Here is a 22,883-nt window from a genome sequence, read left to right as displayed (position 1 = left end):
GCGAGCCGCGCACCGACGGTTCACGCGAGCAGGTCTGGCACTGCGTCCCGTTCTCGGAAGGTGCGCAGTATGGGATCGAGTTGTTCTACCCCTACGACTTCGAGCTGCACGTCACCACGCGCAACGGCCGGTTGCACCTCGATGCGGATTGGGGCGAGCCGCCGGACAGCGGCGTGCAATGGCCACCGTTCCGGAATTTTGGCGACATGTTCTACACCTACCAGATCCTGCTCGACCTCAAGGTCGAACAGGGCATGGCGGTGCGCACCGAGCCGCATCCGCGCTTCTACACCGACCGCACCGACACCGTGCCGGTCGCCGTTCCGGCGCTGATCCGCAACTGGTGGCCGATGATGTTCTTCTGTGTGTTCAAGGCACCAGTGGAAGGACGAACGCACATCTTCCGGCCGAATGAGCCGTTCGCGCAGATCATCGTGATTCCGGAAGAGGCGGATTTCCAGCTCGAGCCGATGGGCGAGGAAGAAGCCGCAGAGCGCGAATTGCAGGCGCGCCGCATCTACAGCAATCGGCCCAAACTGGCCGCCGGCACCGAATGGACCTCGTCGACCGACACGGTGTTTGACGGCACCTATCGCCATCTCCACCGCGCTGCCAAGGAGAAGACGCGAGGGGCCTGAGACGCCGTCGCATCATTGCAGGCAAAACAAACGGGGCCCGCAGGCCCCGTTGTCGTATCGCCCAACCGCCGTGGCTCAGTAGTCGCGCCGATAGAAGCTGTGGTGATGATGATGGTGGTGATGATGGTGATGGTATCGCCGATAGCGCGGCACCACGATGACCGGAGGTCCATAGCCACGATCATAGTCGCGATAGTAGCCATGGTGGTGGTGATGGTGATGATGGTGGTGGTGGTGATAGAACTGCGCGAGTTGGACGGTCTCGCGCGCCGGAGGAGGCGTCGCCTCGTCCAGGGCTTGCAGCTTTGCCGAGGCGTCGGTGATCGGCTCCAGCAGTTCTGCGTAGGAGTTCGCCTGTAGTATGTCGGTCGGCGCGGGTGGCGGCGCTGCTTGCGCGGCCCCGAGCGCGCCCAGCGATGCGACCGCTCCCAACAATCCGGCAATCTTCTTTTCCATAGTCCTCCTCCACGTCGGTCCGCCGGACAAGACCGGCTGACTGCAACGCCAGGTTTCATGGAATGTTCCCGGAAATGTCCCAACGATTTCCCGGAGATTTCTTCTTGCGTCAGCCCGTCACCGCGCCGCGCGCGCGAGGAACTGAAGCAGCAGCCGGCCCACTTCATCGGGCTGCTCCTGCTGCACCCAGTGGCCGGCGCCGTCGACCAGATGGCAACCGATCATTTTGGTACAGGCCTTCGTCTGCATCGCCTCGAACACGCCGGGCCGCTGATAGGTGCCCCAATCCTGCTTGCCCGAGATGAAGGCGGATGGCTGGTCGATGGTGCGGCCGCTCCAGGTCTGCAACTCCGTAGTGAATGCGCCTGACGTGCCGCAGCGATACCATTGCAGCCCGCCCTGGAATCCGGTGCGCTGATACTCGGCGCTGTAATAGGCGAGTTCGCGATCCGGCAGCCATGTGTTGGCGGCGATTGCCTCGCGCGAGGGCATCTCTTCGGCGACGGTCGCGGCCATGTCCTTGGCGAGATCCATCACATAGTAGGTCGGCAGTTTTGCCAGTTCGCCCGCGGACCATGACTCCAGTCGGTAGGGTTTGTTGTCTTTCCAGTCCGCGCTCTTGTGATGGTAGTAGGCGCGCAGGAAGTCGTGCACGCCCTGCGGGGCGCGATGCATGTCGCCATTCGCCGGACGGGTCGAATAGTACCATTGGTAGTGCTTGCGCGGACGCGGCAGCGCGGCGAGCTCGCGGTGCACGGGGTCGTCAGTTGGGGGCTTTGCCGGTTCGTTGGCGGTGTTGAACGGCAGCGACGGCGGGCCCGAGAAGGGCGCGCTCATCATTACGACCGCGCGGAATACGTCGGGGCGGATCAACGCGCACCACGCTGCGACCGACGAACCGAAATCGTGCCCGATCACCGCATCGACGTGGCTGTAGCCGAACGCCGCCACCAGCCCGAGCGCATCGCGCACGAGATTGGGTAGGCGGAAGGCGGCGAGATCGCCGTCATAATCCGCGCTCCAGCCCGTCGTGCGACCATAGCCGCGCTGGTCCGGCGCAATCACGTGATAGCCGGCGGCGGCAAGCTTCGGCATCACCTTGCGCCAGGAAAACGCCAGCTCCGGAAAGCCGTGCAGCAGCAACAGGCAGGGCCGGCCTGACGTCTCGAAGCCTGCTTCAAGCACATGCATGCGCAGGCCATTGATCCCGTCGATATAGCGCGAGCGGATGGTGGCGGGCAGCGGGACGTCGGGGAGGGCTTCCATCTGAGATCACCTGTTTGGCATCGCCGCACAACCAGCGCATTTGGCTGTATGCTGGCGGGCATTGTTTCACGATAGCAACTTTGCCCAGAGGATGCATACCGCATGCGCCACGAGAGGATTGCAGAGCTGCCCGGCTGGATGTCGCGTCTCGGTTTGACGATCGCGGCCGCTGGTTTGGTGCTGATGTCGGCCGTGCGTGCCGCCGACATCAAGGAGCTGACCGAGAAATTGCCGCGCGCCTATATCGGTGAATTCGTGTGGGACGGCGACACCGCGGCGCAGAACGTCGTCATCACCTTCGACAAGGTTCGCCCCCTGAACGGGCAGAACGCAGAAGCGCGCGGCTGTGGTTCATACGAGACCGGCCGCCACGTGACCAAGATCGGCGTGCAGATGTTCATCCGGCTGTCCGATCTCGAGGTCGAGATCTTCGAACGGCCTCCCGATAGCGACGGGACGTTCGAGGCCGAGGGCAGCCATCGCGGCAAGCTGTCGCAAGATTTGCAGCAGATCGATGCGCAGTGGACCACCACGGCAACGGGCAAGCACGGCCAGCTGCATTTGCGTGCCGCGGGGTCGGCTGCGTGCGAGCCGGCGGAGGAGTTGTAGGTAGAGTCAGATTCGTAGGACGAGACGTGTGAGCGCGGCGTTCCGCTTCACCTTCCCCTGGAGGGGGAGGGTCGGCTCACAACGAGCGAAGCGAGATGTGAGGCGGGGTGGGTGATCTCTCCACGCGGGCAGCGCCCGAGTGAACGGACCTTCACCCCACCTCGGTTCGCATTTCATGCGAACCGATCCTCCCCCTCCGGGGGAGGATAGAGGCGTCCCCTCCAGGGGAGGGTGAGGCGCGTCACGCCTTGGCGGGAGCTTTCGGCCAGTACTTGTCGCGCAGGTGCCGCTTCACCAGTTTGCCGGTCGGTGTGCGCGGCAGCTCCTGCTCGAAGTCGATACTCCTAGGGCATTTGATCGGCGACAGATGCTGCCGGCAGAACGCGATCAGCTCGGCTTCGAGCTCCTTGCCGGCCTTGCCGATGTCGTGCGGTTGCACCACGGCCTTGACCTCTTCGCCCATCTCTTCGTTCGGCACGCCGAACACAGCGACGTCGGAGACCGCAGGATGCGTGATCAGCACGTCCTCGGTTTCCTGCGGGTAGATGTTCACGCCGCCGGAGATGATCATGTAGCTCTTGCGGTCGGTGAGATAGAGGAAGCCCTCTTCATCGAGATAGCCGACGTCGCCGAGCGTCGACCAGCCTTTGGCGTTGTAGGCCTTCTTGGTCTTCTCGGGATCGTTGTGATAGCTGAAAGCCGGCGCGTCGGCGAAATAGACCTGGCCGATCTGCCCCGTCGGTGCCTCCTCCTCGTTCTCGTCGAGGATCTTGACCTTGCCGACCACGGCGCGGCCGACCGTGCCGCGATGGGTCAGCCATTGCTGCGAGGTCGAGACCGTGACGCCGTTGCCTTCGGAGCCGGCGTAATACTCGATCAGGATCGGTCCCCACCAGTCGATCATTTTGGCCTTGATGTCGACCGGGCAGGGCGCCGCGGCGTGGATCGCGCCCTTCAGCGAGGAGACCTTGTAGCGGGCGCGCACCTCGTCGGGCAGCTTCAGCATGCGCACGAACATGGTCGGCACCAGCTGCGACTGCGTCACCTTGTGCTTCTCGACCTGCTTCAGGAATTCCTCGGCGTCGAAATGCTCCATGATGACGGAGGTGCCGCCCAGCACCGTCGCCATCATGTTGAAGCGCAGGGGAGCCGCGTGATAGAGCGGCGCCGGCGACAGATAGATACTGTCGGCATTCATGCCGCACATGTCGGCGGTGAGAATCCGCAGGAACGGGTTCGGTACGTCGATCCGGTTGCCTTCGAACTCCTTCTTGATGCCCTTCGGCCGGCCGGTGGTGCCGGAGGAATACAGCATGTCATAGCCGGCGACCTCGTCGGCAACCGGCGTGGTCGGCTGTGTGGCGGCCTCCTTGTCATAGGAGCGGAAGCCCGGTGCAGGCTCGTCCATCATGTAGAACAGCGGTTCGCCCGCCTCGCCCTTGATCAGGCCCTTCACCTTGTCGGCACACTGCGGTGTGGTGATGAACACCTTGGCGCCGCAATCCCTGATGATGTAGGCGATCTCCTCTTCGGTGAGGTAACGGCTGATCGCGGTGTAATAGAGCCCCGAGCGTTGTGCGGCCCAGCAGATCTCCATGAAGGCGAGGCGGTTTTCCATCAGCAGCGCGATGTGGTCGCCCGCCTTCAGGCCGAGCGAGCGGAACAGATGCGCGCCCTGGTTCGAGAGCTCGTCGAGCTCGCGATAGGTGATGGCCTTGCCGGACGCCGCCATCTGGTAGGCGATCTTGTTCGGGGTGTTGCGCGCGTGGATGGACGGATGGGTCAAAGATGTTTCCTCAAACAAGCTGGTCGTCCCGGCGAAGGCCGGGACCCATAACCACTAATTATTGTTGTTGGACTGGGTTGTGGCCCCAGCCGGGCCTAACCACAAACGGCTGTGGTTATGGGTCCCGGCCTGCGCCGGGACGACATCTTTTGTGTGGAGAGCCTTGGGCTCGCCTAACGCGACATTACAGCCGCTCGACGATCGTGACGTTCGCCATGCCGCCGCCTTCGCACATGGTCTGCAGGCCGTAGCGCTTGTTGCGTTGCTTCAGCGCATGCAGCAGCGTCGTCATCAGCTTGGTGCCGGAGCCGCCGAGCGGATGGCCGAGCGCGATCGCGCCGCCGTTGACGTTGAGCCGGGCCGGATCGGCGCCGGTGGTCTTCAGCCACGCGGTCGGCACCGAGGCGAAGGCCTCGTTGACCTCGAACAGGTCGATGTCGTCGATCTTCATGCCGGCCTTCTGCAACGCGCGCTGAGTTGCCGGCAGCGGCGCTTCCAGCATGATCACGGGGTCGCCGCCCATCATGGTGAGGTGATGGATGCGCGCCATCGGCTTGACGCCGAGCGCCTTGAGGCCCTTCTCGTTGACGACCATCACGCCGGAGGCGCCGTCGCAGATCTGGCTGGCGCTCGCCGCGGTCAGCTTGCCGTTCTCGGCGATCAGCTTGACGCCCTTGATGCCGTCGAGGCTGGCATCGAAGCGGATGCCTTCGTCGATGTGGTGGGTGTCGGTCGAGCCGTCGGCGCGGGTGATCTGGACCGGCACGATCTCGTCCTTGAAATGGCCGGCTTGGGTCGCCGCGATCGCGCGCTGGTGGCTGTTGTAGGAGTACTCGTCGAGCTCATCCTTCGACAGGCCGTACTTCTCGGCCATCATCTCCGCGCCGGTGAACTGGCTGAAGATGATGTTGGGATATTTCGCCTCGATGCCCGGGCTCTTGTAATGGCCGAAGCCGTTCTTGGCGGGCAGCGAGGAGGCGAGGCCCATCGGCACGCGGGTCATCGATTCCACGCCGGCGGCGATCACGCAGTCCATGGTGCCGCTCATCACGGCCTGTGCCGCGAAGTGCAGCGCCTGCTGCGAGGAGCCGCATTGGCGGTCGATCGAGGTCGCGGGCACGCTCTCCGGCAGCTTGGAGGCCATCACCGCGTTGCGCGCGATGTTGGTGGATTGCTCGCCGGTCTGCATCACGCAGCCCATGATCACGTCCTCGACCTGCGCCGGGTCGGCTCCGGAGCGTTCGACCAGCGCATCGAGCACGGTCGCGGCCAGATCGGCCGGATGCCAGCCGGCGAGACGCCCTCCCTTGCGGCCACCCGCGGTGCGAGCGGCGGCGACGATATATGCCTCGGCCATGTCTGATCTCCCTGACGTTTCTGGATTGGGGGTCCTAAAAGTTGGGCCGGATTTAAGGGGCGGCTCAGCATTTAGTCAATCAATCAATTAACTCTTGAGTGCAGCCCCGCCATGGGCTTATGTGCGGCCTCGATTTACCGTCGAGTCCAGACACAGAGCGGGACCAGAGCGCAGTTGAATACCAGCGTACCGACGAAACTCGCCGCCGGCAGAAACGCCACTGCCGACAAGCTATTGGTCGCAGCCAGCGAGCTGATGATCGAACGCGCCTCGATCGAGGTCTCGCTGTCCGACATCGCGCAGAAGTCCGGGGTCAACGCTGCGCTGGTGAAATATCATTTCGGCAACAAGGACGGGCTGTTGCTGGCGCTGCTGGCGCGTGACGCCGCCACAGAGATATCGCAGCTCGAATATCTGCTGGCGCAGCCGATCACGCCGTCGGAGAAACTGCGCCTGCATATCGGCGGCATCATCCGCGCCTATCACCAGTTCCCCTATATGAACCGGCTGATCCATTATCTCCTGCACGAGAGCTCGGCAGGCGCTGCGGATGAGGTGTCGAAATTCTTCGTCGCGCCGCTCCTGGATTTTCACCGCCGGCTGCTCGCAGAGGGCATCAAGGCCGGTCAATTCCGCAAGATCGATCCGGTGCTGTTCTACACCAGCCTGATCGGCGCCTGCGATCACCTGTTCTTCGGCCGCCACGCGATGTCGCGCGCGGTCGGCGTCGGTCCGGTCACCGACGAGGTCTGCCGCGAATACATCAAGCACATGGAAGCCTTGATCTTCGGCGGCGTGCTCAATCCCGATAAGGAAACGGCAGCCATCGCCGCCGGATAAAAAAGTTCGAGTCTAGAGAAGAAACGCCCAAGGAAAGGTTGTTCTCATGCAGTTGAAAGACGTTGCCGTTCTCATCACCGGCGGTGGCTCCGGCCTCGGCGCCGCAACCGCGCGCGCCATGGCCGCCAAGGGCGCCAAGATCGGCGTGATCGACCAGAACAAGGAAAACGCCGAGAAGGTCGCCACTGAGGTGAAGGGCGTTGCCCTGCACGCCGACGTCACCGACGAGGAAGCCATCAAGGCGGCGATCGCCAAGGCCGAGGCCGCGCACGGCATCGCGCGCGTGCTGATGAACTGCGCCGGCATCGGCGGCTCGCAGCGCATCGTCGGCAAGGACGGCGTCTATCCGCTGGCGAAGTTCGTCCGCATCATCAACGTCAATCTGATCGGCACCTTCAACGTGCTGCGCCTGTTCGCCGAGCGGCTGGCGACCGAAGCCCCGATCGGCGAAGAGCGCGGCGTCGCGATCAACACTGCGTCGGTCGCGGCCTATGAAGGCCAGATCGGCCAGATCGCCTATTCCGCCTCGAAGGGCGGCGTCGTCGGCCTCACGCTGCCGGCCGCGCGCGACCTCGCCAGCCTGAAGATCCGCGTCAACACCATCGCGCCCGGCCTGTTCCTGACGCCGCTGCTGATGGGCTTGAACGAAGAAGCGCGCAAGAGCCTCGGCGCCCAGGTGCCGCATCCGGCACGTCTCGGCGATGCCTCGGAGTACGGCAACCTCGCCGTTCACATCGTCGAGAACCCGATGCTCAACGGCGAGACCATCCGCCTCGACGGCGCCATCCGCATGGCGCCGCGCTAGCGCGGGGCTCTTCTTCTTCCCTTCTCCCCTTGTGGGAGAAGGTGGCGCGAAGCGCCGGATGAGGGGTTCTCTCCGCGGAGACAGACCCCTCACCCAATCGAGTGCAAATCTGACAGCGAACATGCCCTCTCCCACAAGGGGAGAGGGCGCAGCAACGAGCATCGCGTTCGCTGAACGGGCGGGAGCAAGATGTGACAAATCCGCTGCTGATCGAACATCACGACGGAGTCGATTGGGTCACGCTCAATCGCCCCGAAAGCCTCAACGCGCTCGATCCCTCGCTGATCGACGCGCTCAATACCTATTTCCAGGGCCTGCAGGGCAATCGCGACACCCGCGTCGTGGTGCTGAAGGGCGCCGGCGTGAACTTCTGTGCCGGGCTCGATCTCAAGCACGCGATGGCGCGGCGCGGCGGGCAGACCGAACCGCCGAGCGTCGCTGACTCCCTGGACTCGCAGCGCCGCATTGCCGACATCGTGATGCTGATGCGGCGCTGTCCGCAGCCGATCATCGCGCTGGTGCAGGGCGCGGCCGCCGGCGGCGGCTTTGCGCTGGCGCTTGCCGCCGACATCCGCATCGCGGCGAAGAACGCGCGGATGAACTGCGCCTTCATCAAGCTCGGCTTAGGGGGCTGCGACATCGGCACCAGCTATTTCCTGCCGCGCCTCGTCGGCGTGTCGGTCGCCTCCGAATTGATCCTCACCGGGCGCTTCATCAACGCCGATCGCGCGCTCGCCGTCGGTCTGGTGTCCGAAGTGGTCGAGGCCGCCGATCTCGATGGCGCTGCCAATCCTTATGTCGATGCGATGATGACGGCCTCGCCGGTCGGTCTGCGCCTCTCGAAGGAATGCATCAACATGAGCGTCGATGCCGGCTCGATCGAAGCCGTGATTGCGATGGAGGATCGCAACCAGGTGCTGTGCAGCCGCTCGGAAGATTTTCAGGAGGGCATCAGGGCCTTCCTTGAGAAACGAAAGCCTGTCTATATCAGGCGCTGAGAACAGATCCTCAAAAGGACAAGAATTCCGGGAGACGCAAAATGGATGGAGACGCGGCGATGCTGACGAAGCCCGCCTTCCGCAAGGTGGATTGGCTCGCGCGCGACATCGCGGTCGAACGGCGCGCCGACGGCACCGTCGTCCTGAAGTCGCGGATTCCGCTGCAGGCCTACGAGACGCACATTCCGGCCTATCTTGCCAAATGGGCGGCGCAGGCGCCGGAGCGCATCTGGCTCGCGCAACGCGGCGGCCCGGACCGGCAGTGGCGCAAGGTCTCCTATGGTGAAGCCAAGCGCACCGTCGATGCGCTGACCCAGGGCCTGCTCAATCTCGGCGTTGCCGACGGCCGGCCCGTCGCGATTCTCTCGGGCAATTCGATCGAGCACGCGCTGATGACGCAGGCCGCGATGCAGGCGCGGCTGCCGGCCGCGCCGGTGTCGCCGGCCTATTCGCTGATGAGCCAGGACCATCTCAAGCTCAAATATCTCTTCAACCTGATCAAGCCCGCCGTCGTGATGGTGCAGGATGGCCCGGCCTTCGAGAAGGCGCTGAAGGCGATCGACCTCACCGGCATCACCGTCGTCCACGTGCTGCGTCCCTGCGAGGGCATCAACAGCGAGGCCTTTGCCGAGCTCGCGGCAACGCCGGTCACCGCCGATGTCGACAAGTCGATCGCGAAGATCACGCCCGACACCGTCGGCAAGCTGCTGTTCACCTCGGGCTCGACCGGCATGCCCAAGGCCGTCATCAACACCCAGCAGATGATGTGCGCCAACGCGGCGATGATGATGCAGGTGCGGCCGCGCGAAACGGCGGGGCCGATCCCGACCGTGCTCGACTGGATGCCGTGGAATCACACCATGGGCGGCAACGCCGCGTTCAATCCTGTGCTGGTCGATGGCGGCACGCTCTATATCGACGACGGCCGGCCGATGCCAGGCCAGCTCGAGGAGACCATCCGCAATCTGCGCGAGGTTTCGCCGACCTATTACGCCAACGTGCCGGCCGGCTATGCCGCGCTCGCGGCCGCGATGGAGAAGGACGAGGCGCTGTGCCGGAGCTTCTTCAAGAACCTCTCGATCATGGCCTATGGCGGCGCCCGGCTGCCCGACGATCTCTATGACCGGATGCAGGCGCTGGCGGTGAAGACCACAGGCGAGCGCATCGTGTTCTACACCGGCTGGGGCTCGACCGAGACCGCGCCGACCTCGACCGGCACCTATTGGGATACCGAGCGCGTCGGCCTGATCGGCCTGCCGTTCCCCGGCGTCGAGCTGAAGATGGTGCCGTGCGGCTCGAAGTACGAATTGCGGCTGCGCGGCGTCAACGTCACGCCGGGCTATTTCGGCCAGCCGGACCTCACGGCGAAGATGTTCGACGAGGAAGGCTACTATTGCATCGGCGATGCCGGCGTGTTCGTGGACCCCGCGGATCCGCTGCAGGGCATCATCTTTGCCGGCCGCGTGGTCGAGGACTTCAAGCTGACCACCGGCACCTTCGTCCATGTCGGCTCGCTGCGCACCGACGCGATATCAGCCGCGACGCCGGTCGTGCATGACGCGCTGGTTGCGGGGCAGGACCGTGAGTTCATAGGCCTGCTGTGCTGGCCCAACCTGCATGCCTGCCGCCAGCTCGTCGGCAATGCCGATGCGAGCTATGAGGAGGTGATCCGGCATCCGGACGTGATCGCCTGTCTCGAAAAGGGCCTGCAGGCCCACAACGCGTCCACCACCGGCAGCAGCATGCGCATCGCGCGTGCGATGCTGATGGTCGAGCCGCCGTCGATCGACGGCAACGAGCTCACCGACAAGGGCTACATCAACCAGCGCGCCGGCCTTGAACGCCGCGCCGCACTGGTGGAGAAGCTCTACGCCGGCAAGCCCGGCGACGACGTGATCATTTTGAACTGACCGCAGGATGGGTAGAGCGCAGCGAAACCCATCATCTCGAACCACACAACCGATGGGTATCGCTTCGCTCCACCCATCCTACGAACAACAACAGCAACGCGGGTAAGCGCCATGAATTTCGATTTCTCCGACGAACAGAAGCAGATGCGCGACGAGGCGCGGAAGTTCCTCAGCGAGCAGTGCCCGCCGAAGGCCGTGCGCGAGGTGCTCGACGGCAAGGCGCCTTACGACAAGTCGCTGTGGAAGGGCCTCGCCGAGATGGGCTTCCTCGGTGTCGCGATCCCTGAGCAGTTCGGCGGCGCGGGCGCCGGCCATCTCGAGCTCTGCGTGATCGCCGAGGAAATGGGCCGCGCGCTGGCGCCGGTGCCGTTCTCCTCGACGGTCTATCTCGCCGCCGAAGCGATCCTGATCGCGGGCAGCGACGCACAGAAGCAGAAATGGCTGCCGAAGATCGCCTCGGGCGATGCCATCGGCACGCTGGCGCTGTTCGAAGGCAAGGGCAATCCGTCGCCGAAGGCGATCAAGGTCACGGCCAATGGCGGCGTGCTCAACGGCGTCAAGAAGCCTGTGCCGGATGGCGCGATCGCCGATTTCGCTGTAGTCGCCGCGCGCACCGGCTCGAGCGGACGCGAGTCCGATATTTCCCTGTTCATCGTTGATCTCAAAGCCGGCGGCGTCGAGGTGAAGTCGCTGACCAACATCGATCTGACCCGTGGCCAGGCCGAGATCACCTTCAAGGATGCCAAGGCCGAGCCGCTCGGCGCGGCCGGTGAGGGCTGGAGCGTCATCACGCAGGTGCTGGATCGCGCCGCCGTGCTGACGGCGTTCGAACAGGTCGGCGGCGCCGACCGCGCGCTGGAGATGGGCCGCGACTACGCGCTCGACCGTATCGCGTTCGGCCGTCCGATCGGCTCGTTCCAGGCCGTCAAGCACATGCTGGCCGACATGTATGTCTCGGCGACCCTGGCGCGCTCGAACTGCTACTACGGCGCCTGGGCGCTCTCGACTAACGCCGGCGAGCTGCCGGAGGCGGCCGCCGCCGCACGCATCAGCGCGACGCAGGCGTTCCAGCACTGTGCCAAGAACAACATCCAGGTTCACGGCGGCATGGGCTTCACCTGGGAGTTCGACTGCCACATGTACTATCGCCGCGCCAATGCGGTCGCGCTCGGTCTCGGCAGCCTGTCCTATTGGGAAGACGCCCTGATCGATCGCATGCGCAAGAAGAACGCGGCGTAGTCCCACGATTCGTCATTCCGGGATGCGCGAAGCGCAGACCCGGAATCCAGAGGTTTGGATCGAGATTCCGGGTTCACGCTTCGCGTGCCCCGGAATGACGGAAAGAGGAAGCGTCATGAATTTCGACGACACCCCGCAGGAGGCCGCATTCCGCGCCGAGGCGAAAGCCTGGATCGCGGCCAATGCGCCGAAGCAATATGAGGACGAGCTGCGCAAGGCCTCGCTCGGCCGCGTTGCGCTCAAGGGCGCCAACATCCTCGAGGTCGCCAAGGCCTGGCAGAAGAAGAAGGCCGACGCCGGCTGGGCCTGCCTGCATTGGCCGAAGGAGTATGGCGGTCGCGGGTCGTCGCCGATCGAGCGCGTGATCTGGCAGCAGGAGGAGGGCCCGTTCGGCCGCCTCAGCTCGATGTTCATCATCGGCCACGGCATGTGCGGCCCAACCATGATGGCGTTCGCCGGCGAGGAGCAGAAGCGCAAATACCTGCCGCCGCTCGCCTCGGGCGAGAAGATCTGGTGCCAGCTGTTCTCGGAGCCCGCCGGTGGGTCCGATGTCGCAGGCCTGCGCACCCGTGCCGAGAAGCAGGGCGACGAATGGGTGATCAATGGCCAGAAAATCTGGACCTCGGGCGCGCATTATTCCGACTACGGCATCCTGCTGACCCGTACCGATCCGACGGTCGCGAAGCACAAGGGCCTCACCATGTTCTTCCTGGACATGAAGAGCCCGGGTGTCGAGGTGCGGCCGATCAAGCAGGCGAGCGGCGCGTCCGACTTCAACGAGGTCTATTTCACCGACGTGCGGATTCCGGACTCGCAGCGGCTCGGCAATGTCAATGACGGCTGGAACGTGTCGCTGACCACGCTGATGAACGAACGGATGTCGATCGGCGCCGGCGTCGCCACCGGATTCCCCGAGCTGTTCGACTTCTGCAACAGCCTGATGCTGGAGGATGGCCCTGCGATCGAGAACCGCGCCGTGCGGTCGAAGCTTGCGAACTGGGCGGTGAAGGCGAGCGGGCTGAAATACACCAGCATGCGCGCGATCTCCGCGCTGTCGCGCGGCGAACGTCCGGGGCCGGAGAATTCGATCGGCAAGCTGGTTGCCGGTTCGATGATCCAGGACGTCGCGACTTACGCGCTCGATCTGCAGGGCGCCGCAGGTGCCTTGAGCGGACCCGAGGATGCCGAGGTCGCCGGCAAGTTCCAGGCGATGCTGCTGCGTGCGCCGGGCACCCGCGTCGAAGGCGGCACCGACGAGATCATGCGCAACATCATCGCCGAGCGCGTGCTGGGCCTGCCCGGCGACATCAGGGTCGACAAGGACGTTCCCTTCAACAAGATCCCGACCAAGGGAAGAGCATGATGTCGTTCCGGGGCGGCGCGTAGCGGCGAACCCGGAACCTCGAGCCGCATAACAAATCTCCAGATTCCGGGTTCACGCTTCGCGCGCCCCGGAATGACAAGAAAGAAGGAGCCGCCATGAATTTCGATGACACGCCGCAGGAAGCCGAATTCCGCGCCGTCGCCCGCAAGTGGATCGCCGCCAACGCGCCGAAGGAGTTCGAGGATGAGCTCTCGAAGTCCTCGCTCGGCCGTATCAGGCTCGCCAAGCACGACATGGTCGAGGTCGGCAAGGCCTGGCAGAAGAAGAAAGCCGAAGGCGGCTGGGCCTGCCTGCACTGGCCGAAGGAATATGGCGGCCGCGGCGCGACGCCGATCGAGCGCGTGATCTGGCAGCAGGAAGAGGGCGTCTACGGCAAATTGACCCAGCCGTTCCAGATCGGCGAGGGCATGTGCGGCCCGACCGTGATGGCCTGGGGCAGCGAGGAGGCGAAGCGCCGCTATCTGCCGAAGCTCGCTGCGGGCGAGGAGATCTGGTGCCAGCTGTTCTCCGAGCCGTCGGCCGGCTCCGACGTCGCGGGGCTGCGCACCCGCGCCGAGAAGAAAGGCGACAATTGGGTCGTCAACGGCCAGAAGATCTGGACCTCGGGCGCGCATTACTCCGACTACGGCCTGTTGATCGCGCGCACCGATCCGAATGTGCCCAAGCACAAGGGCCTCACCATGTTCTTCCTCGACATGAAGAGCCCCGGCGTCGAGGTCAGGCCGATCAAGCAGGCCAACGGCATGCAGGAGTTCAACGAGGTCTATTTCACCGACGTGGTGATCCCGGACAGCCAGCGGTTAGGGGCCGTCGGCGAGGGCTGGAGCGTGTCGCTGACCACGCTGATGAATGAGCGCATGTCGATCGGCGCGCGGCTTGCGACCGGCGTGCCCGAGATGTTCGAGTTCTGCTCCAACCTGATGCTGGAGGATGGTCTTGCGATCGACGATCCGGCGGTGCGCTCCAGGCTTGCGAGCTGGGCGGTGAAGGCGAGCGGGCTGAAATACACCAGCTACCGCGCGATCTCGGCGCTGTCCAAGGGCGAGCGGCCGGGCCCGGAAAATTCCATCGGCAAGCTCGTCTCCGGCCTGATGCTGCAGGACATCGCGACCTATGCGATGGACCTCGAAGGCGCCGCAGGCAGCCTCACCGGCACCGATGAGCAGCAGGCCAACGGCCAGTTCCAGCAGATGCTGCTGTCGTCGCCCTCGATGCGTATCGCCGGTGGCACCGACGAGATCCTGCGCAACATCATCGCCGAGCGCGTGCTGGGGTTGCCGGGTGATATCCGGGTCGACAAGGACGTGCCCTACAACAAGATCCCGACCAAGGGCAGATGATCGTAGGGTGGGTTACCGACTTGTCCGCCGTAGCTCAAGGAGCGAAGGCGGAAGGCGTAAGGCGTAACCCACCGTTTCACCGAACACGCGAGAAGAGGTGGGTTACGCTTCGCTAACCCACCCTACGGAAACGAGGACGCGATGGACGCCGCAGTAAAACAACAAGACCGCATCGACGTTTTGCAAGGTCTGCTCAACGAACGCTACTCGGTGCGTGCGTTCCTGCCGCGCGAGGTGCCGCGCGACGTCATCGAACATATCCTCAGCGTCGCGCAGCGCACCGCGTCCTGGTGCAACAGCCAGCCCTGGCAGGTGTTGGTTGCGTCAGGCGAGGCCAAGGAGCGCTTTCGCAAGGCGATCTATGCCGAGGCGGCGTCCGGCGCCAAGGACGATCACGACTTCACGCCGCCGCGCGAATATGTCGGGGTCTATCTGGAGCGACGCCGCGAGAGTGGCTTCCAGCTCTACAACACGCTCGGCATCGCGCGCGGCGACAAGGTGGCCTATTCAAAGCAGGCGCTGGAGAACTACAATTTCTTCGGCGCGCCGCATGTCGCCGTGATCCACACCAACGAGCCGCTCGGCATCTATGGCGCGATCGACTGCGGCGGTTATGTCTCGAACTTCATGCTGGCCGCGCAGGCGCTCGGGCTCGGCACCATCCCGCAGGCCGCGCTCGCCCGCCATTCCGGCTTGATCCGCCGCCATTTCAACCTGCCTGACGACCGCCGGGTTGTCTGCGGTATCTCGTTCGGCTATGCGGATCATGCGCACAAGGTGAACAGCTACCGCACCTCGCGCGCAACTGTGGCGGATACTGTCACATTCATTGATGTATAGTTTCCTCAAGGCGGGATGTATCCTCCCGCCGAGGACAAGAAGAAGCGACAAGAAGAACCCAAGAAGAACAATGGCGAACAACGCCGCTCCGACGCCAGCCGAGATCAGCTGGCAACTGCACCGTCTGCCTGCGCTCGAGCGCGACGCGTTCATCGCCGCGCATTATCTGGGACAGCCTGTTGCCTGGAAGACTCGCTTCTTCGACGCGATTGACTGGGGCGCGGGGCAGGTGCTGCAATTCAGCTTTCTGCAACGCGGCTGGCATCGCCATGCGCGGCTCGACAATCCGATCTATGCCTATATCGACCTAGAGCAACATCCGGAAACACGCGGCCTGCGCCGCGGCCGTCGGATCGATCTCCAGGGCACGATCAAGGGCGTCGATTTCGTGACCGGGATTACGCTTGAGCTGGACAAGTTCGAGATCCTGCCGGTCAACTTTCTCGACCGCTTCGTGATCAGCTCCGACAGCCGTTACTAGCACGCAGCGAACCGCAGACTCCGCTTTCACCTCGCCCCGCGTGCGGGGAGAGGCATAGGCCGCCTTTGGCGGCCGTTCTCAAGAACGCCGAAGCAGTGCTTCGGCTATGACGCATCGTCAGATGCGTTCCGGGTGAGGGGGAGGCTCCGCAAATGCAGCTACCACCGTATGCGCGGAGAAAGCCCCTCACCCCAACCCTCTCCCCGTAAGAACGGGGCGAGGGAGCGCACCGCCGTCGCGGTCACCATCCGACCTTATCTCATCGCCCCTTAGCGCCCGCCACGCGGCGCCGCGGCGCAGAAGCATAGCGCGAGGCCATCGCGCCGGTGAGTTCTGCCATCTTCTCGCGCAGCCCGTCGGGCGCGATCACCTCGACCTCGGCGCCGAGTCGCAGCAGCTCGGTTGCGGCATGCCACACCGTCTTGCCGACTGGCATGGTGGCGATGTGCCAGCCAAGGGCGTCGGTGCCATCAGCAAGCCGCATCCGCGCCTTCACGTAGGGATGCGCCAGCGCATCGAACAGCTTCAACCCGAGCGGCGACAGCCGCACCGTGGCTTCGTTCGGATGCAACTCGGCCTCGAGCCGCTCGATCGAGGCACGCCAATAGGTAGCGAGGTCGAAGTCCGCCGGCCGCGCGAACGGCGTCTCCAGGACTATGCAATGCAGCACCCGCGCGACGCGGTAGGTGCGCACATTGCCGTCGACGAGGCCGGCGAGATACCAGCTGCCGCCCTTCAGCACGAGGCCGAGCGGCGCCGCGCGCCGCCGCTTCTCGGCCTTCCAGCTCTGGTAGCGGATCTCGATCAGGTTTTCGCGCAGCACGGCGCCGGCGATCGCGCGCAGATGCTTCGGCTCCTCGGTCTCGCCGAACCAGCCGGGCGCGTCGAGATGGAAGCGCTGCTGCATCCGGTTCGCGTTGGGCCGCAAATTCTCCGGCAATGCCGCCATCAGTTTGGTCTGCGCCGCGACCATCGCGGCATCGAGGCCGAGCGCCGCGGCGGGGCCGGGCAGTCCGGCCATGAACAGCGCCTCGGCCTCGCCCTGCGACAGTCCGTTCAGCCGCACCCGATAGCCGTCGAGCAGGCGATAGCCGCCCTCGGCGCCGCGGTCGGCATAGACAGGCACGCCAGCGGCGGCCAGCGCGTCGATGTCGCGGTAGATCGTGCGCACCGAGACCTCGCAGGTCTCGGCCAATTCGGGCGCGGTGACCTGTCCCCGCGCCTGCAGGGTGGTGAGGATGGAAAACAGCCGGCTCGCGCGCATGGGAAAACTATACCTGACACAAGATGTCAGGTATAGGCGGACATAAGGAGGCCATGCCGCTGTCGGCGCAAGGAGACCTGCCCATGATTACCGCTGCCACCACCGAGCGCGTCACGCTGTATTACTCGCCCCAGAGCCGCGCCACCGGCACCCGCGTGCTGCTGGAGGAGCTCGGCGCGCCCTATGATCTGCACATCCTCAACATGAAGGCGGCCGAGCAGCGCAAGGACGCCTATCTCGCCATCAATCCGCTCGGCAAGGTGCCGGCGATCCGCCACGGCGACGCGCTGGTGACCGAGCAGGTCGCGATCTTCATCTATCTCGCCGATCTGTTTCCGCAGGCAGGTCTTGCGCCGGCGCTGAACGACCCGCGCCGGGGCCCGTATCTGCGCTGGATCGCCTATTACGGCTCCTCATTCGAGCCGGCCGTGATCGACCATTTCATGAAGCGCGTGCCGGCGCCGATCACGCAGTCGCCCTATGCCGATTACGATACCATGCTGGGCGCGCTCGAGGCGCAGCTCGCCAAGGGGACCTATCTGTTCGGCGATGAGATCACTGCGGCCGACATCCTGTGGGGGGTCGCGCTGAGCTGGACCATGATGTTCGGCATCGTGCCGAAAAGGGACGTCTTCGTCCGCTACGCCGAACGCATCACCGCGCGCCCGGCTTTCGTCCGGATGTCGAAGGCCGACGACGAGATGGCGGCGCAGCATGCCGCCGCCACCGGAGTGTGATACGGATCGTGCCGATGGCGAAAGTCCTGCACAGCACCAACTGCTTCAACACCCTGATCCGCGTCGCCGAGGATTGCCCGGCGCAGCGCGGCGAGGAGCCGCAGCCGCGCGGCGGTCAGCCGACGGTTGCCGTGCTGCAATTCCGGATGATTTCAGGCGCCCCCTACAAATACACCTCCGACGACGTGGTGTTCGCCACGTCTTCGGCCGGCCGCGCGCTCGATGCGAAGGCCGCGAAGAAGGAGCGCAGCCTCGCCCGGGAGACCTTCTTCTCGCGCGGCCAGGCCTGCATGCGCGCCTCGCCGCTCGGAAAACGCTTCGGCTGGGGCGTGCACGCGGATGCCGAAGGCCGCATCGCGATCTACGCCGTCGACAGCAAGCGCTACCAGGCACTGGCGCGCGACCCTGACATCACGCAGACGCGCGCGATGCGGAGCAAGCGGGCGTAGAGGGCTCTTCTTATCCTCCCCTGGAGGGGGAGGATCGACGCGAATGAAATGAGCGGCGAGGTGGGGTGATCTCTCCACTCGGGCAGCGCCCGTGCTGAGAGATCACCCCACCCCGGCTCACATTCCGCTGTGCTCCATGTGAGCCGACCCTCCCCCTCCAGGGGAGGGTAGCATCAGTCCGTTCCTGCTAAACCCGTCATCCCCGCGCAAAGGCTTCGCCTTTGTCGCTGGAGGAGCGCCAACGGGTCCGCGCGAAGCGCGGCCCGATGACAGGCTCCGCGCGTCTCGAAGGATGCACGGCCACCAGCCGGGCCGTCGACCCTTCGAGGCTCGCTCCGCTCGCACCTCAGGGTGACGGTATTGGTAGCACCATGCGCCGCGCTAAAACCTCCGCGCCCGCTTCTCCGCAAGCGCTTTGATGCCTTTCTTATCCTCCCCTGGAGGGGGAGGATCGACGCGAATGAAATGAGCGGCGAGGTGGGGTGAAGGTCTCTCCAAGCAGGCGCTGCCCGTGTTGAGAGATCACCCCACCCCGTCTCACATTCCGCTGCGCTCCATGTGAGCCGACCCTCCCCCTCCAGGGGAGGGTGAGAGAGCTCTGCCGCACGAGGCTGAACTAAAACCTTGGCGGCCGTTTCTCGGCGAAGGCCTTGATGCCTTCCTTGATCTCGTCGCCGCGCATGCTGTCGCGGTGGCGGGCGTCGGCGGCGGCCTCATCCAGCTCGCCGCGGGCGAATTCGTTGATCGCGCGCTTCATGCCGGCCATCGCCTTCGGCGCATTGCCGGCCAGGATCGTCGCAAGCCTGTCGACCTCCTCGTCGAGCAGGTCGAGCGACACCATCGCGGTGAGGTAGCCGATCCGCAGCATCTCCGGCGCGGTGATCTTCTGCGCGGTCAAGAACAGCATCTTGGCGTTGTCAACGCCGAGCCGCGTGACGTAGCGCTGGATGCCGCTCTTGTAATAGTGCAGGCCGAGCCGCGCCGCCGGCATGAACATCTCCGCGGTATCGACGCCGATGCGGAAGTCGCAGGCGAGCGCAAGGTCGGTCGAGCCGCCATAGACGCCGCCATTGAGCCGGCAGATCGTCGGTACGCTCAAATCCTCGAGGCGGTTGACCACGACCTCGAACGCCGAACCCGCGCTCTGCTGCTCATTGGCGCTCACTGCGCGCTCGGCCACCGAGTTGAGGTCGTAGCCGGCCGAGAATGCGCGGCCGGTTCCGGTCAGCACCAGCACCCGGATCGCGGGATCGGCGTCGATGCGGTCGAACAGGCGGACGAGCTCGCCGAGATCCTCGGCCTGCAGGCGGTTGAGATGCTTCGGCCGGTTAAGGCGGATCGTGGCGCGTGCGCCCGCAATTTCGAGCACGGGTCCGCTGGCGGTGTCGGCCGCGTCGGCCATCTTGGTCTCCATCATTGGTTCTCACGTTCGCGCCGCTTCGCCTCGGCGTCGATGGTCTCGGCGAGATCGGGATGCCTTGCCATCAACAGGCGGAAATCGACCAGGTCAAGCACCAACAGCCGGGTCACCTTGCTGGTCGCGACGCTGGCGCCGCGCTTGGCGTTGCCCAGCAGCGCCATCTCGCCGAAGAACGCGCCCTCGCCGAGCTTGACCTTGCGCCCGGGCAGGTCGACCTCGACCTCGCCGGCGGCGACGAAATACATGCAGTCGCCATTGGTGTCCTTGCGGATGATCATGGTGCGCGGCGGCAGGTCGATGGTCCGCAGCACCTGGGTGACGTCGGCGATCGCGGCGGGGCCGAGATGCGCGAAGAACGGCACCTTGCTGACGGTCTCCCAGGTTTTCAGGAAATTGTCGCGGCGGGTCTCTGCGGCAAAGCCGGTCGCCAGAATACCGGTCCACAGCCCGAACACGCCAAGGCCCGAGATCATCACCATGGCGGCGACCATGCGGCCGAGCGGCGTGATCGGCACCACGTCGCCATAGCCGGTCGTGGTCAGTGTCACCACCGCCCACCACAGCGCCGCCGGCACGCTGCCGAAGGTTTGCGGCTGGACGTCCCGCTCCAGGAAGTATTCGGCGACCGAGGCCAGGAACACCACCATCAGGAAGATCACGAGCACGCTGAGCAGCGGGCCGGATTCGACCACCAGCACGCGGCGGAGCTGGCGCAGGCCGGGAATGCCGGGCACCACCTTGAGCACCCAGAGCACGCCGAGCAGCCATGCGGTCTTCGGCTCGAGGCCGGCGAGCAGCGCCAACGGCACCGCCAGCGCGCCGGTCGCATCGACGATGCCGGCACTGGACAGCTGGTAGAACCAGAACTTGTCCTGCCGCCGCATGTGGCGCAGCCGCACCAGCCATTCGAACACGAAATAGGCAAGGCAGGCCCACAGCAGCGCATCGACCCAGTGCGGCACCGCGTCATAGGCCGGCGCGACCGTCAGCAGCGTCATCATGGCGACGCCGACCGTGACCGCGACATAGGCCGCCGTGGTCATGTTGCGGCCGGCGGTCGCGGAAACGAAGCGCGTCAAGGCCGGAAGGACGAGCGGCTTGGACATCGGAACGGAGCTTGCCTGTCGCTGAACTGCTGGAATCAAGGCCCTGTGAGCGGCGGAGCCTGTGTCACAACGTGCCTCTCCCGGTTGAGGCCGTCAACGCGCAGGCCGCGGCGGCATGATCGCGGCGAAGGTCCCATATGTTGGACGAATGGCCTAACCATGTTGCCCCGTTTTTGCGCTCGCGAATGTGAGAAATCAGACAAATCGTCGCTTTTTCTCCGTATATCAGGGATGCTGGCCGCCGACGCGAGGGCAGGCAACCTCGGCAGGAATGAAGCGACTAATAAGGCGATCTTGTTCACTTCTTGAGAATTGGTTGGTTTCCGATGGATACCTCACATCTCGCGGAGCACGCAGGCGCCGCCGGCAGTTTCTTCGCATCGATCTTCGTCGTCGCGACGCTGTCGATGCGGACCATGATCCCGTTGCGCGTCTTCGCCATCCTGACCAACATCATCCTGATCGCGACCGCGGTCCCGACCCACAATTACGCGACGCTGATCCTGCATGCCGTGTTGCTGCCGGTGAACACCTATCGTCTGCACCAGATGCTGCAACTGGTCCGCAGCGTGAAGAAATCGGTCAACAGCGATCTGTCGATGGATTGGCTGCGGCCGTTCACGACGGAGCGCAAATGCACCGCGGGCGAGGTCTTGTTCTACAAGGACGAGAAGGCCGACAGCATCTTCTACATCGTCAGCGGCCGCTTCCGCCTGGTCGAATCCGGCATCGAGCTGCCGGTCGGCGCCCTCGTCGGCGAGTTCGGCATGCTGTCGCCGTCGAACACGCGAACCCAGACGCTGGAGTGCGTCGAAACCGGCATGGTGCTGTCGGTGACCTATGACCAGGTGGAGCAGCTTTACGTCCAGAACCCGGCGTTCGGCTTCTACCTGCTGCGTCTGTTCAGCGCCCGCCTGTTCCAGAACATCGCGACGCTCGAGCAGCGGCTCGCGCAGCACGCCACCCCACAGGTCGCGGAGCCAAAACCTGCATGAGCCCCGCGACCAGTTCTGGAGGCGCCGCAGTGCCGGATGACGACAGTCTGCTGGCTTCGCTCCGTTACCTGTTTGCCGATATCATCGGCGATGAGGACGAGGGGCCGCCGGTGCTGCCCGAGGCCTGCCCGGACCATCTCGGGCCGGCAGTCACTGCGGCCATCCACCTGTTGATCGTCTATCAGAGCACGAGCTACGCCCAGCTCTATGTCGACCGGCTCAAGCGCTTCGTCGGGCGCCGCGGCGTTGACGACACCCTGCTTGCCGAGATCGCGCGGCTGATGGCTGAGCGCATGGCCTATGAGGATGCGATCCGCATCGCGCAGCTCAAGCTCGGCGAAGTCAGTGCGGCGGGCGGCCTTGCGGCGCGCTCCGCCGACGACGTCAAGAAACTCCGCCTCGACGAGCTGATCGATGCCTTGCCGGAGATGGTCGCCGATCCGGTGCTTGCCGTGCTCGATCAGTTTGGCTGGCGCCGCCGCCGGGTCTCGATCCGCTTCAGCGCCAACAACCGCTTCAGCGTTCGCCGGCTCAGGATCGAGGCTGGCCTGAAGCGCTGGCGGCTGTTCTCGGGCCGCTACGCCAAGGAGCGTGTCTGGGTCGAGCGCTGGCTGCACATGATCGACCGCAGCCTGACCAAGCAGCCGGCCGCGGCCCCGGCGATCGTGCAGACCGCGACCATGATCCAGGGCTATGGCGATCCCTATCGCCAGGGCATCGCGGACTGGCACGTGATCATCGACGGGCTGGTCAAGCCGACCTTCGACGGCGTGCTCGCGCTTGCCGACCTTGCCGGCGCCATCGCCGAGGCCCGCGCCGCCATCATGCCCGATCCGCGGCAGGTGTCGCTCAAGCGCAAGATCGCGGAGATTCGCGCGCGGGTGCCGGCGGCGTCCTAGCGCCGGCCTATCCACGTCATTGCGAGCGAAGCGACGACGCAATCCATGTCTGAACTTGCGGCAC

The 22,883-nt window shown here is 64.9% G+C and carries 22 protein-coding genes; 15 read left to right on the top strand and 7 right to left on the bottom strand.

The features are described 5' to 3' along the window. On the top strand, nt 1-638 hold a 638-nt coding region (locus QMZ05_RS17235; RefSeq protein ID WP_353701828.1), incomplete at its 5' end, for a hypothetical protein. Between the two features lie 75 nt (nt 639-713). On the opposite strand, the gene QMZ05_RS17230 is transcribed toward QMZ05_RS17235, so the two are convergent. Beyond that, nucleotides 714-1,094, bottom strand: coding sequence for a hypothetical protein (locus QMZ05_RS17230; protein WP_353701827.1), 381 nt, complete (start codon nt 1,092-1,094; stop codon nt 714-716). A 117-nt stretch (nt 1,095-1,211) separates the two neighbouring features. Beyond that, nucleotides 1,212-2,360: an alpha/beta hydrolase gene (locus tag QMZ05_RS17225; RefSeq protein WP_353701826.1), complete on the bottom strand. Its 1,149-nt coding sequence runs from the start codon at nt 2,358-2,360 to the stop codon at nt 1,212-1,214. 102 nt (nt 2,361-2,462) lie between these two features. Between QMZ05_RS17225 and QMZ05_RS17220 the strand changes: the two genes are divergently transcribed. Beyond that, complete coding sequence (locus QMZ05_RS17220) at nt 2,463-2,969, top strand: hypothetical protein (protein WP_353701825.1); 507 nt, start codon at nt 2,463-2,465, stop codon at nt 2,967-2,969. Nucleotides 2,970-3,210: 241 nt separating this feature from the next. Here QMZ05_RS17220 and QMZ05_RS17215 read toward each other — a convergent pair whose 3' ends face one another. Together QMZ05_RS17215 and QMZ05_RS17210 are read right to left on the bottom strand one after the other, a co-directional pair. Next, the gene (locus tag QMZ05_RS17215; RefSeq protein WP_353701824.1) at nt 3,211-4,755 is read right to left on the bottom strand and encodes an acyl-CoA synthetase; all 1,545 of its coding nucleotides are present in this window, start codon (nt 4,753-4,755) and stop codon (nt 3,211-3,213) included. Nucleotides 4,756-4,939: 184 nt separating this feature from the next. Further along, nucleotides 4,940-6,112 (bottom strand): acetyl-CoA C-acetyltransferase, encoded by a 1,173-nt coding sequence (locus QMZ05_RS17210; protein WP_353701823.1) that lies wholly within the window; start codon nt 6,110-6,112, stop codon nt 4,940-4,942. Nucleotides 6,113-6,286: 174 nt separating this feature from the next. On the opposite strand from QMZ05_RS17210, the gene QMZ05_RS17205 reads away from it, so the two are divergent. The 9 genes from QMZ05_RS17205 to QMZ05_RS17165 all read left to right on the top strand — a co-directional run bounded on the left by QMZ05_RS17205 (nt 6,287) and on the right by QMZ05_RS17165 (nt 15,949). Next, complete coding sequence (locus tag QMZ05_RS17205; protein WP_208764107.1) at nt 6,287-6,952, top strand: TetR family transcriptional regulator; 666 nt, start codon at nt 6,287-6,289, stop codon at nt 6,950-6,952. A gap of 46 nt (nt 6,953-6,998) precedes the next feature. Then, the gene (locus QMZ05_RS17200; RefSeq protein WP_353701822.1) at nt 6,999-7,757 is read left to right on the top strand and encodes an SDR family NAD(P)-dependent oxidoreductase; all 759 of its coding nucleotides are present in this window, start codon (nt 6,999-7,001) and stop codon (nt 7,755-7,757) included. 191 nt (nt 7,758-7,948) lie between these two features. Beyond that, nucleotides 7,949-8,755, top strand: coding sequence for an enoyl-CoA hydratase/isomerase family protein (locus tag QMZ05_RS17195; protein WP_353701821.1), 807 nt, complete (start codon nt 7,949-7,951; stop codon nt 8,753-8,755). Between the two features lie 41 nt (nt 8,756-8,796). Then, on the top strand, nt 8,797-10,665 hold the full coding sequence (locus QMZ05_RS17190; protein ID WP_353701820.1) for an AMP-binding protein: 1,869 nt from the start codon (nt 8,797-8,799) through the stop codon (nt 10,663-10,665). Between the two features lie 111 nt (nt 10,666-10,776). Next, nucleotides 10,777-11,904, top strand: coding sequence for an acyl-CoA dehydrogenase family protein (locus QMZ05_RS17185; RefSeq protein ID WP_353701819.1), 1,128 nt, complete (start codon nt 10,777-10,779; stop codon nt 11,902-11,904). A 115-nt stretch (nt 11,905-12,019) separates the two neighbouring features. After that, the gene (locus QMZ05_RS17180) at nt 12,020-13,267 is read left to right on the top strand and encodes an acyl-CoA dehydrogenase (protein ID WP_353701818.1); all 1,248 of its coding nucleotides are present in this window, start codon (nt 12,020-12,022) and stop codon (nt 13,265-13,267) included. A gap of 116 nt (nt 13,268-13,383) precedes the next feature. Then, nucleotides 13,384-14,628 (top strand): acyl-CoA dehydrogenase, encoded by a 1,245-nt coding sequence (locus QMZ05_RS17175; protein WP_353701817.1) that lies wholly within the window; start codon nt 13,384-13,386, stop codon nt 14,626-14,628. 141 nt (nt 14,629-14,769) lie between these two features. Continuing rightward, entirely contained in the window at nt 14,770-15,468 is a 699-nt protein-coding gene (locus tag QMZ05_RS17170; protein WP_353701816.1) for a nitroreductase, read from the top strand. A gap of 70 nt (nt 15,469-15,538) precedes the next feature. Further along, nucleotides 15,539-15,949: a hypothetical protein gene (locus QMZ05_RS17165; RefSeq protein WP_353701815.1), complete on the top strand. Its 411-nt coding sequence runs from the start codon at nt 15,539-15,541 to the stop codon at nt 15,947-15,949. A gap of 259 nt (nt 15,950-16,208) precedes the next feature. Here the strand turns inward: QMZ05_RS17165 and QMZ05_RS17160 are convergent, their stop codons facing one another. Next, nucleotides 16,209-17,213: a YafY family protein gene (locus tag QMZ05_RS17160; protein ID WP_353701814.1), complete on the bottom strand. Its 1,005-nt coding sequence runs from the start codon at nt 17,211-17,213 to the stop codon at nt 16,209-16,211. Nucleotides 17,214-17,296: 83 nt separating this feature from the next. Here QMZ05_RS17160 and QMZ05_RS17155 point away from each other — a divergent pair, with 83 nt between their 5' ends. Both QMZ05_RS17155 and QMZ05_RS17150 read left to right on the top strand, forming a co-directional pair. Beyond that, on the top strand, nt 17,297-17,950 hold the full coding sequence (locus QMZ05_RS17155) for a glutathione S-transferase family protein (RefSeq protein WP_353701813.1): 654 nt from the start codon (nt 17,297-17,299) through the stop codon (nt 17,948-17,950). A gap of 14 nt (nt 17,951-17,964) precedes the next feature. Beyond that, a complete protein-coding gene (locus QMZ05_RS17150; protein ID WP_353701812.1) occupies nt 17,965-18,399 on the top strand; it encodes a DUF6157 family protein in 435 nt (144 codons plus the stop codon). 616 nt (nt 18,400-19,015) lie between these two features. On the opposite strand, the gene QMZ05_RS17145 is transcribed toward QMZ05_RS17150, so the two are convergent. Together QMZ05_RS17145 and QMZ05_RS17140 are read right to left on the bottom strand one after the other, a co-directional pair. Then, complete coding sequence (locus QMZ05_RS17145) at nt 19,016-19,801, bottom strand: enoyl-CoA hydratase/isomerase family protein (RefSeq protein WP_353701831.1); 786 nt, start codon at nt 19,799-19,801, stop codon at nt 19,016-19,018. 11 nt (nt 19,802-19,812) lie between these two features. Then, nucleotides 19,813-20,925, bottom strand: a complete 1,113-nt coding sequence (locus tag QMZ05_RS17140; protein ID WP_353701811.1) for a cyclic nucleotide-gated ion channel — start codon at nt 20,923-20,925, stop codon at nt 19,813-19,815. A gap of 326 nt (nt 20,926-21,251) precedes the next feature. On the opposite strand from QMZ05_RS17140, the gene QMZ05_RS17135 reads away from it, so the two are divergent. Together QMZ05_RS17135 and QMZ05_RS17130 are read left to right on the top strand one after the other, a co-directional pair. After that, complete coding sequence (locus tag QMZ05_RS17135) at nt 21,252-21,920, top strand: Crp/Fnr family transcriptional regulator (protein WP_353701810.1); 669 nt, start codon at nt 21,252-21,254, stop codon at nt 21,918-21,920. Beyond that, entirely contained in the window at nt 21,917-22,819 is a 903-nt protein-coding gene (locus QMZ05_RS17130; RefSeq protein WP_353701809.1) for a DUF6537 domain-containing protein, read from the top strand. Before QMZ05_RS17135 ends, QMZ05_RS17130 begins: the two co-directional genes overlap by 4 nt. Nucleotides 22,820-22,883: the final 64 nt, after the last annotated feature.

The sequence above is a fragment of the Bradyrhizobium sp. INPA03-11B genome (genome assembly GCF_040446015.1).
In the GTDB taxonomy this organism is placed as follows: domain Bacteria; phylum Pseudomonadota; class Alphaproteobacteria; order Rhizobiales; family Xanthobacteraceae; genus Bradyrhizobium; species Bradyrhizobium macuxiense_A.
Note: the sequence above shows the minus strand (reverse complement) of the source record. Positions and strands in the feature narration are given on the sequence as shown.

Bases quoted from the DNA above. Each gene is read 5' to 3' on its own strand.
- QMZ05_RS17230 (WP_353701827.1), bottom strand. From the start codon at position 1,094: ATGGAAAAGAAGATTGCCGGATTGTTGGGAGCGGTCGCATCGCTGGGC.
- QMZ05_RS17225 (WP_353701826.1), bottom strand. From the start codon at position 2,360: ATGGAAGCCCTCCCCGACGTCCCGCTGCCCGCCACCATCCGCTCGCGC.
- QMZ05_RS17220 (WP_353701825.1), top strand. From the start codon at position 2,463: ATGCGCCACGAGAGGATTGCAGAGCTGCCCGGCTGGATGTCGCGTCTC.
- QMZ05_RS17210 (WP_353701823.1), bottom strand. From the start codon at position 6,112: ATGGCCGAGGCATATATCGTCGCCGCCGCTCGCACCGCGGGTGGCCGC.
- QMZ05_RS17200 (WP_353701822.1), top strand. From the start codon at position 6,999: ATGCAGTTGAAAGACGTTGCCGTTCTCATCACCGGCGGTGGCTCCGGC.
- QMZ05_RS17190 (WP_353701820.1), top strand. From the start codon at position 8,797: ATGGATGGAGACGCGGCGATGCTGACGAAGCCCGCCTTCCGCAAGGTG.
- QMZ05_RS17185 (WP_353701819.1), top strand. From the start codon at position 10,777: ATGAATTTCGATTTCTCCGACGAACAGAAGCAGATGCGCGACGAGGCG.
- QMZ05_RS17180 (WP_353701818.1), top strand. From the start codon at position 12,020: ATGAATTTCGACGACACCCCGCAGGAGGCCGCATTCCGCGCCGAGGCG.
- QMZ05_RS17175 (WP_353701817.1), top strand. From the start codon at position 13,384: ATGAATTTCGATGACACGCCGCAGGAAGCCGAATTCCGCGCCGTCGCC.
- QMZ05_RS17170 (WP_353701816.1), top strand. From the start codon at position 14,770: ATGGACGCCGCAGTAAAACAACAAGACCGCATCGACGTTTTGCAAGGT.
- QMZ05_RS17165 (WP_353701815.1), top strand. From the start codon at position 15,539: ATGGCGAACAACGCCGCTCCGACGCCAGCCGAGATCAGCTGGCAACTG.
- QMZ05_RS17160 (WP_353701814.1), bottom strand. From the start codon at position 17,213: ATGCGCGCGAGCCGGCTGTTTTCCATCCTCACCACCCTGCAGGCGCGG.
- QMZ05_RS17155 (WP_353701813.1), top strand. From the start codon at position 17,297: ATGATTACCGCTGCCACCACCGAGCGCGTCACGCTGTATTACTCGCCC.
- QMZ05_RS17150 (WP_353701812.1), top strand. From the start codon at position 17,965: ATGGCGAAAGTCCTGCACAGCACCAACTGCTTCAACACCCTGATCCGC.
- QMZ05_RS17145 (WP_353701831.1), bottom strand. From the start codon at position 19,801: ATGGCCGACGCGGCCGACACCGCCAGCGGACCCGTGCTCGAAATTGCG.
- QMZ05_RS17140 (WP_353701811.1), bottom strand. From the start codon at position 20,925: ATGTCCAAGCCGCTCGTCCTTCCGGCCTTGACGCGCTTCGTTTCCGCG.
- QMZ05_RS17135 (WP_353701810.1), top strand. From the start codon at position 21,252: ATGGATACCTCACATCTCGCGGAGCACGCAGGCGCCGCCGGCAGTTTC.
- QMZ05_RS17130 (WP_353701809.1), top strand. From the start codon at position 21,917: ATGAGCCCCGCGACCAGTTCTGGAGGCGCCGCAGTGCCGGATGACGAC.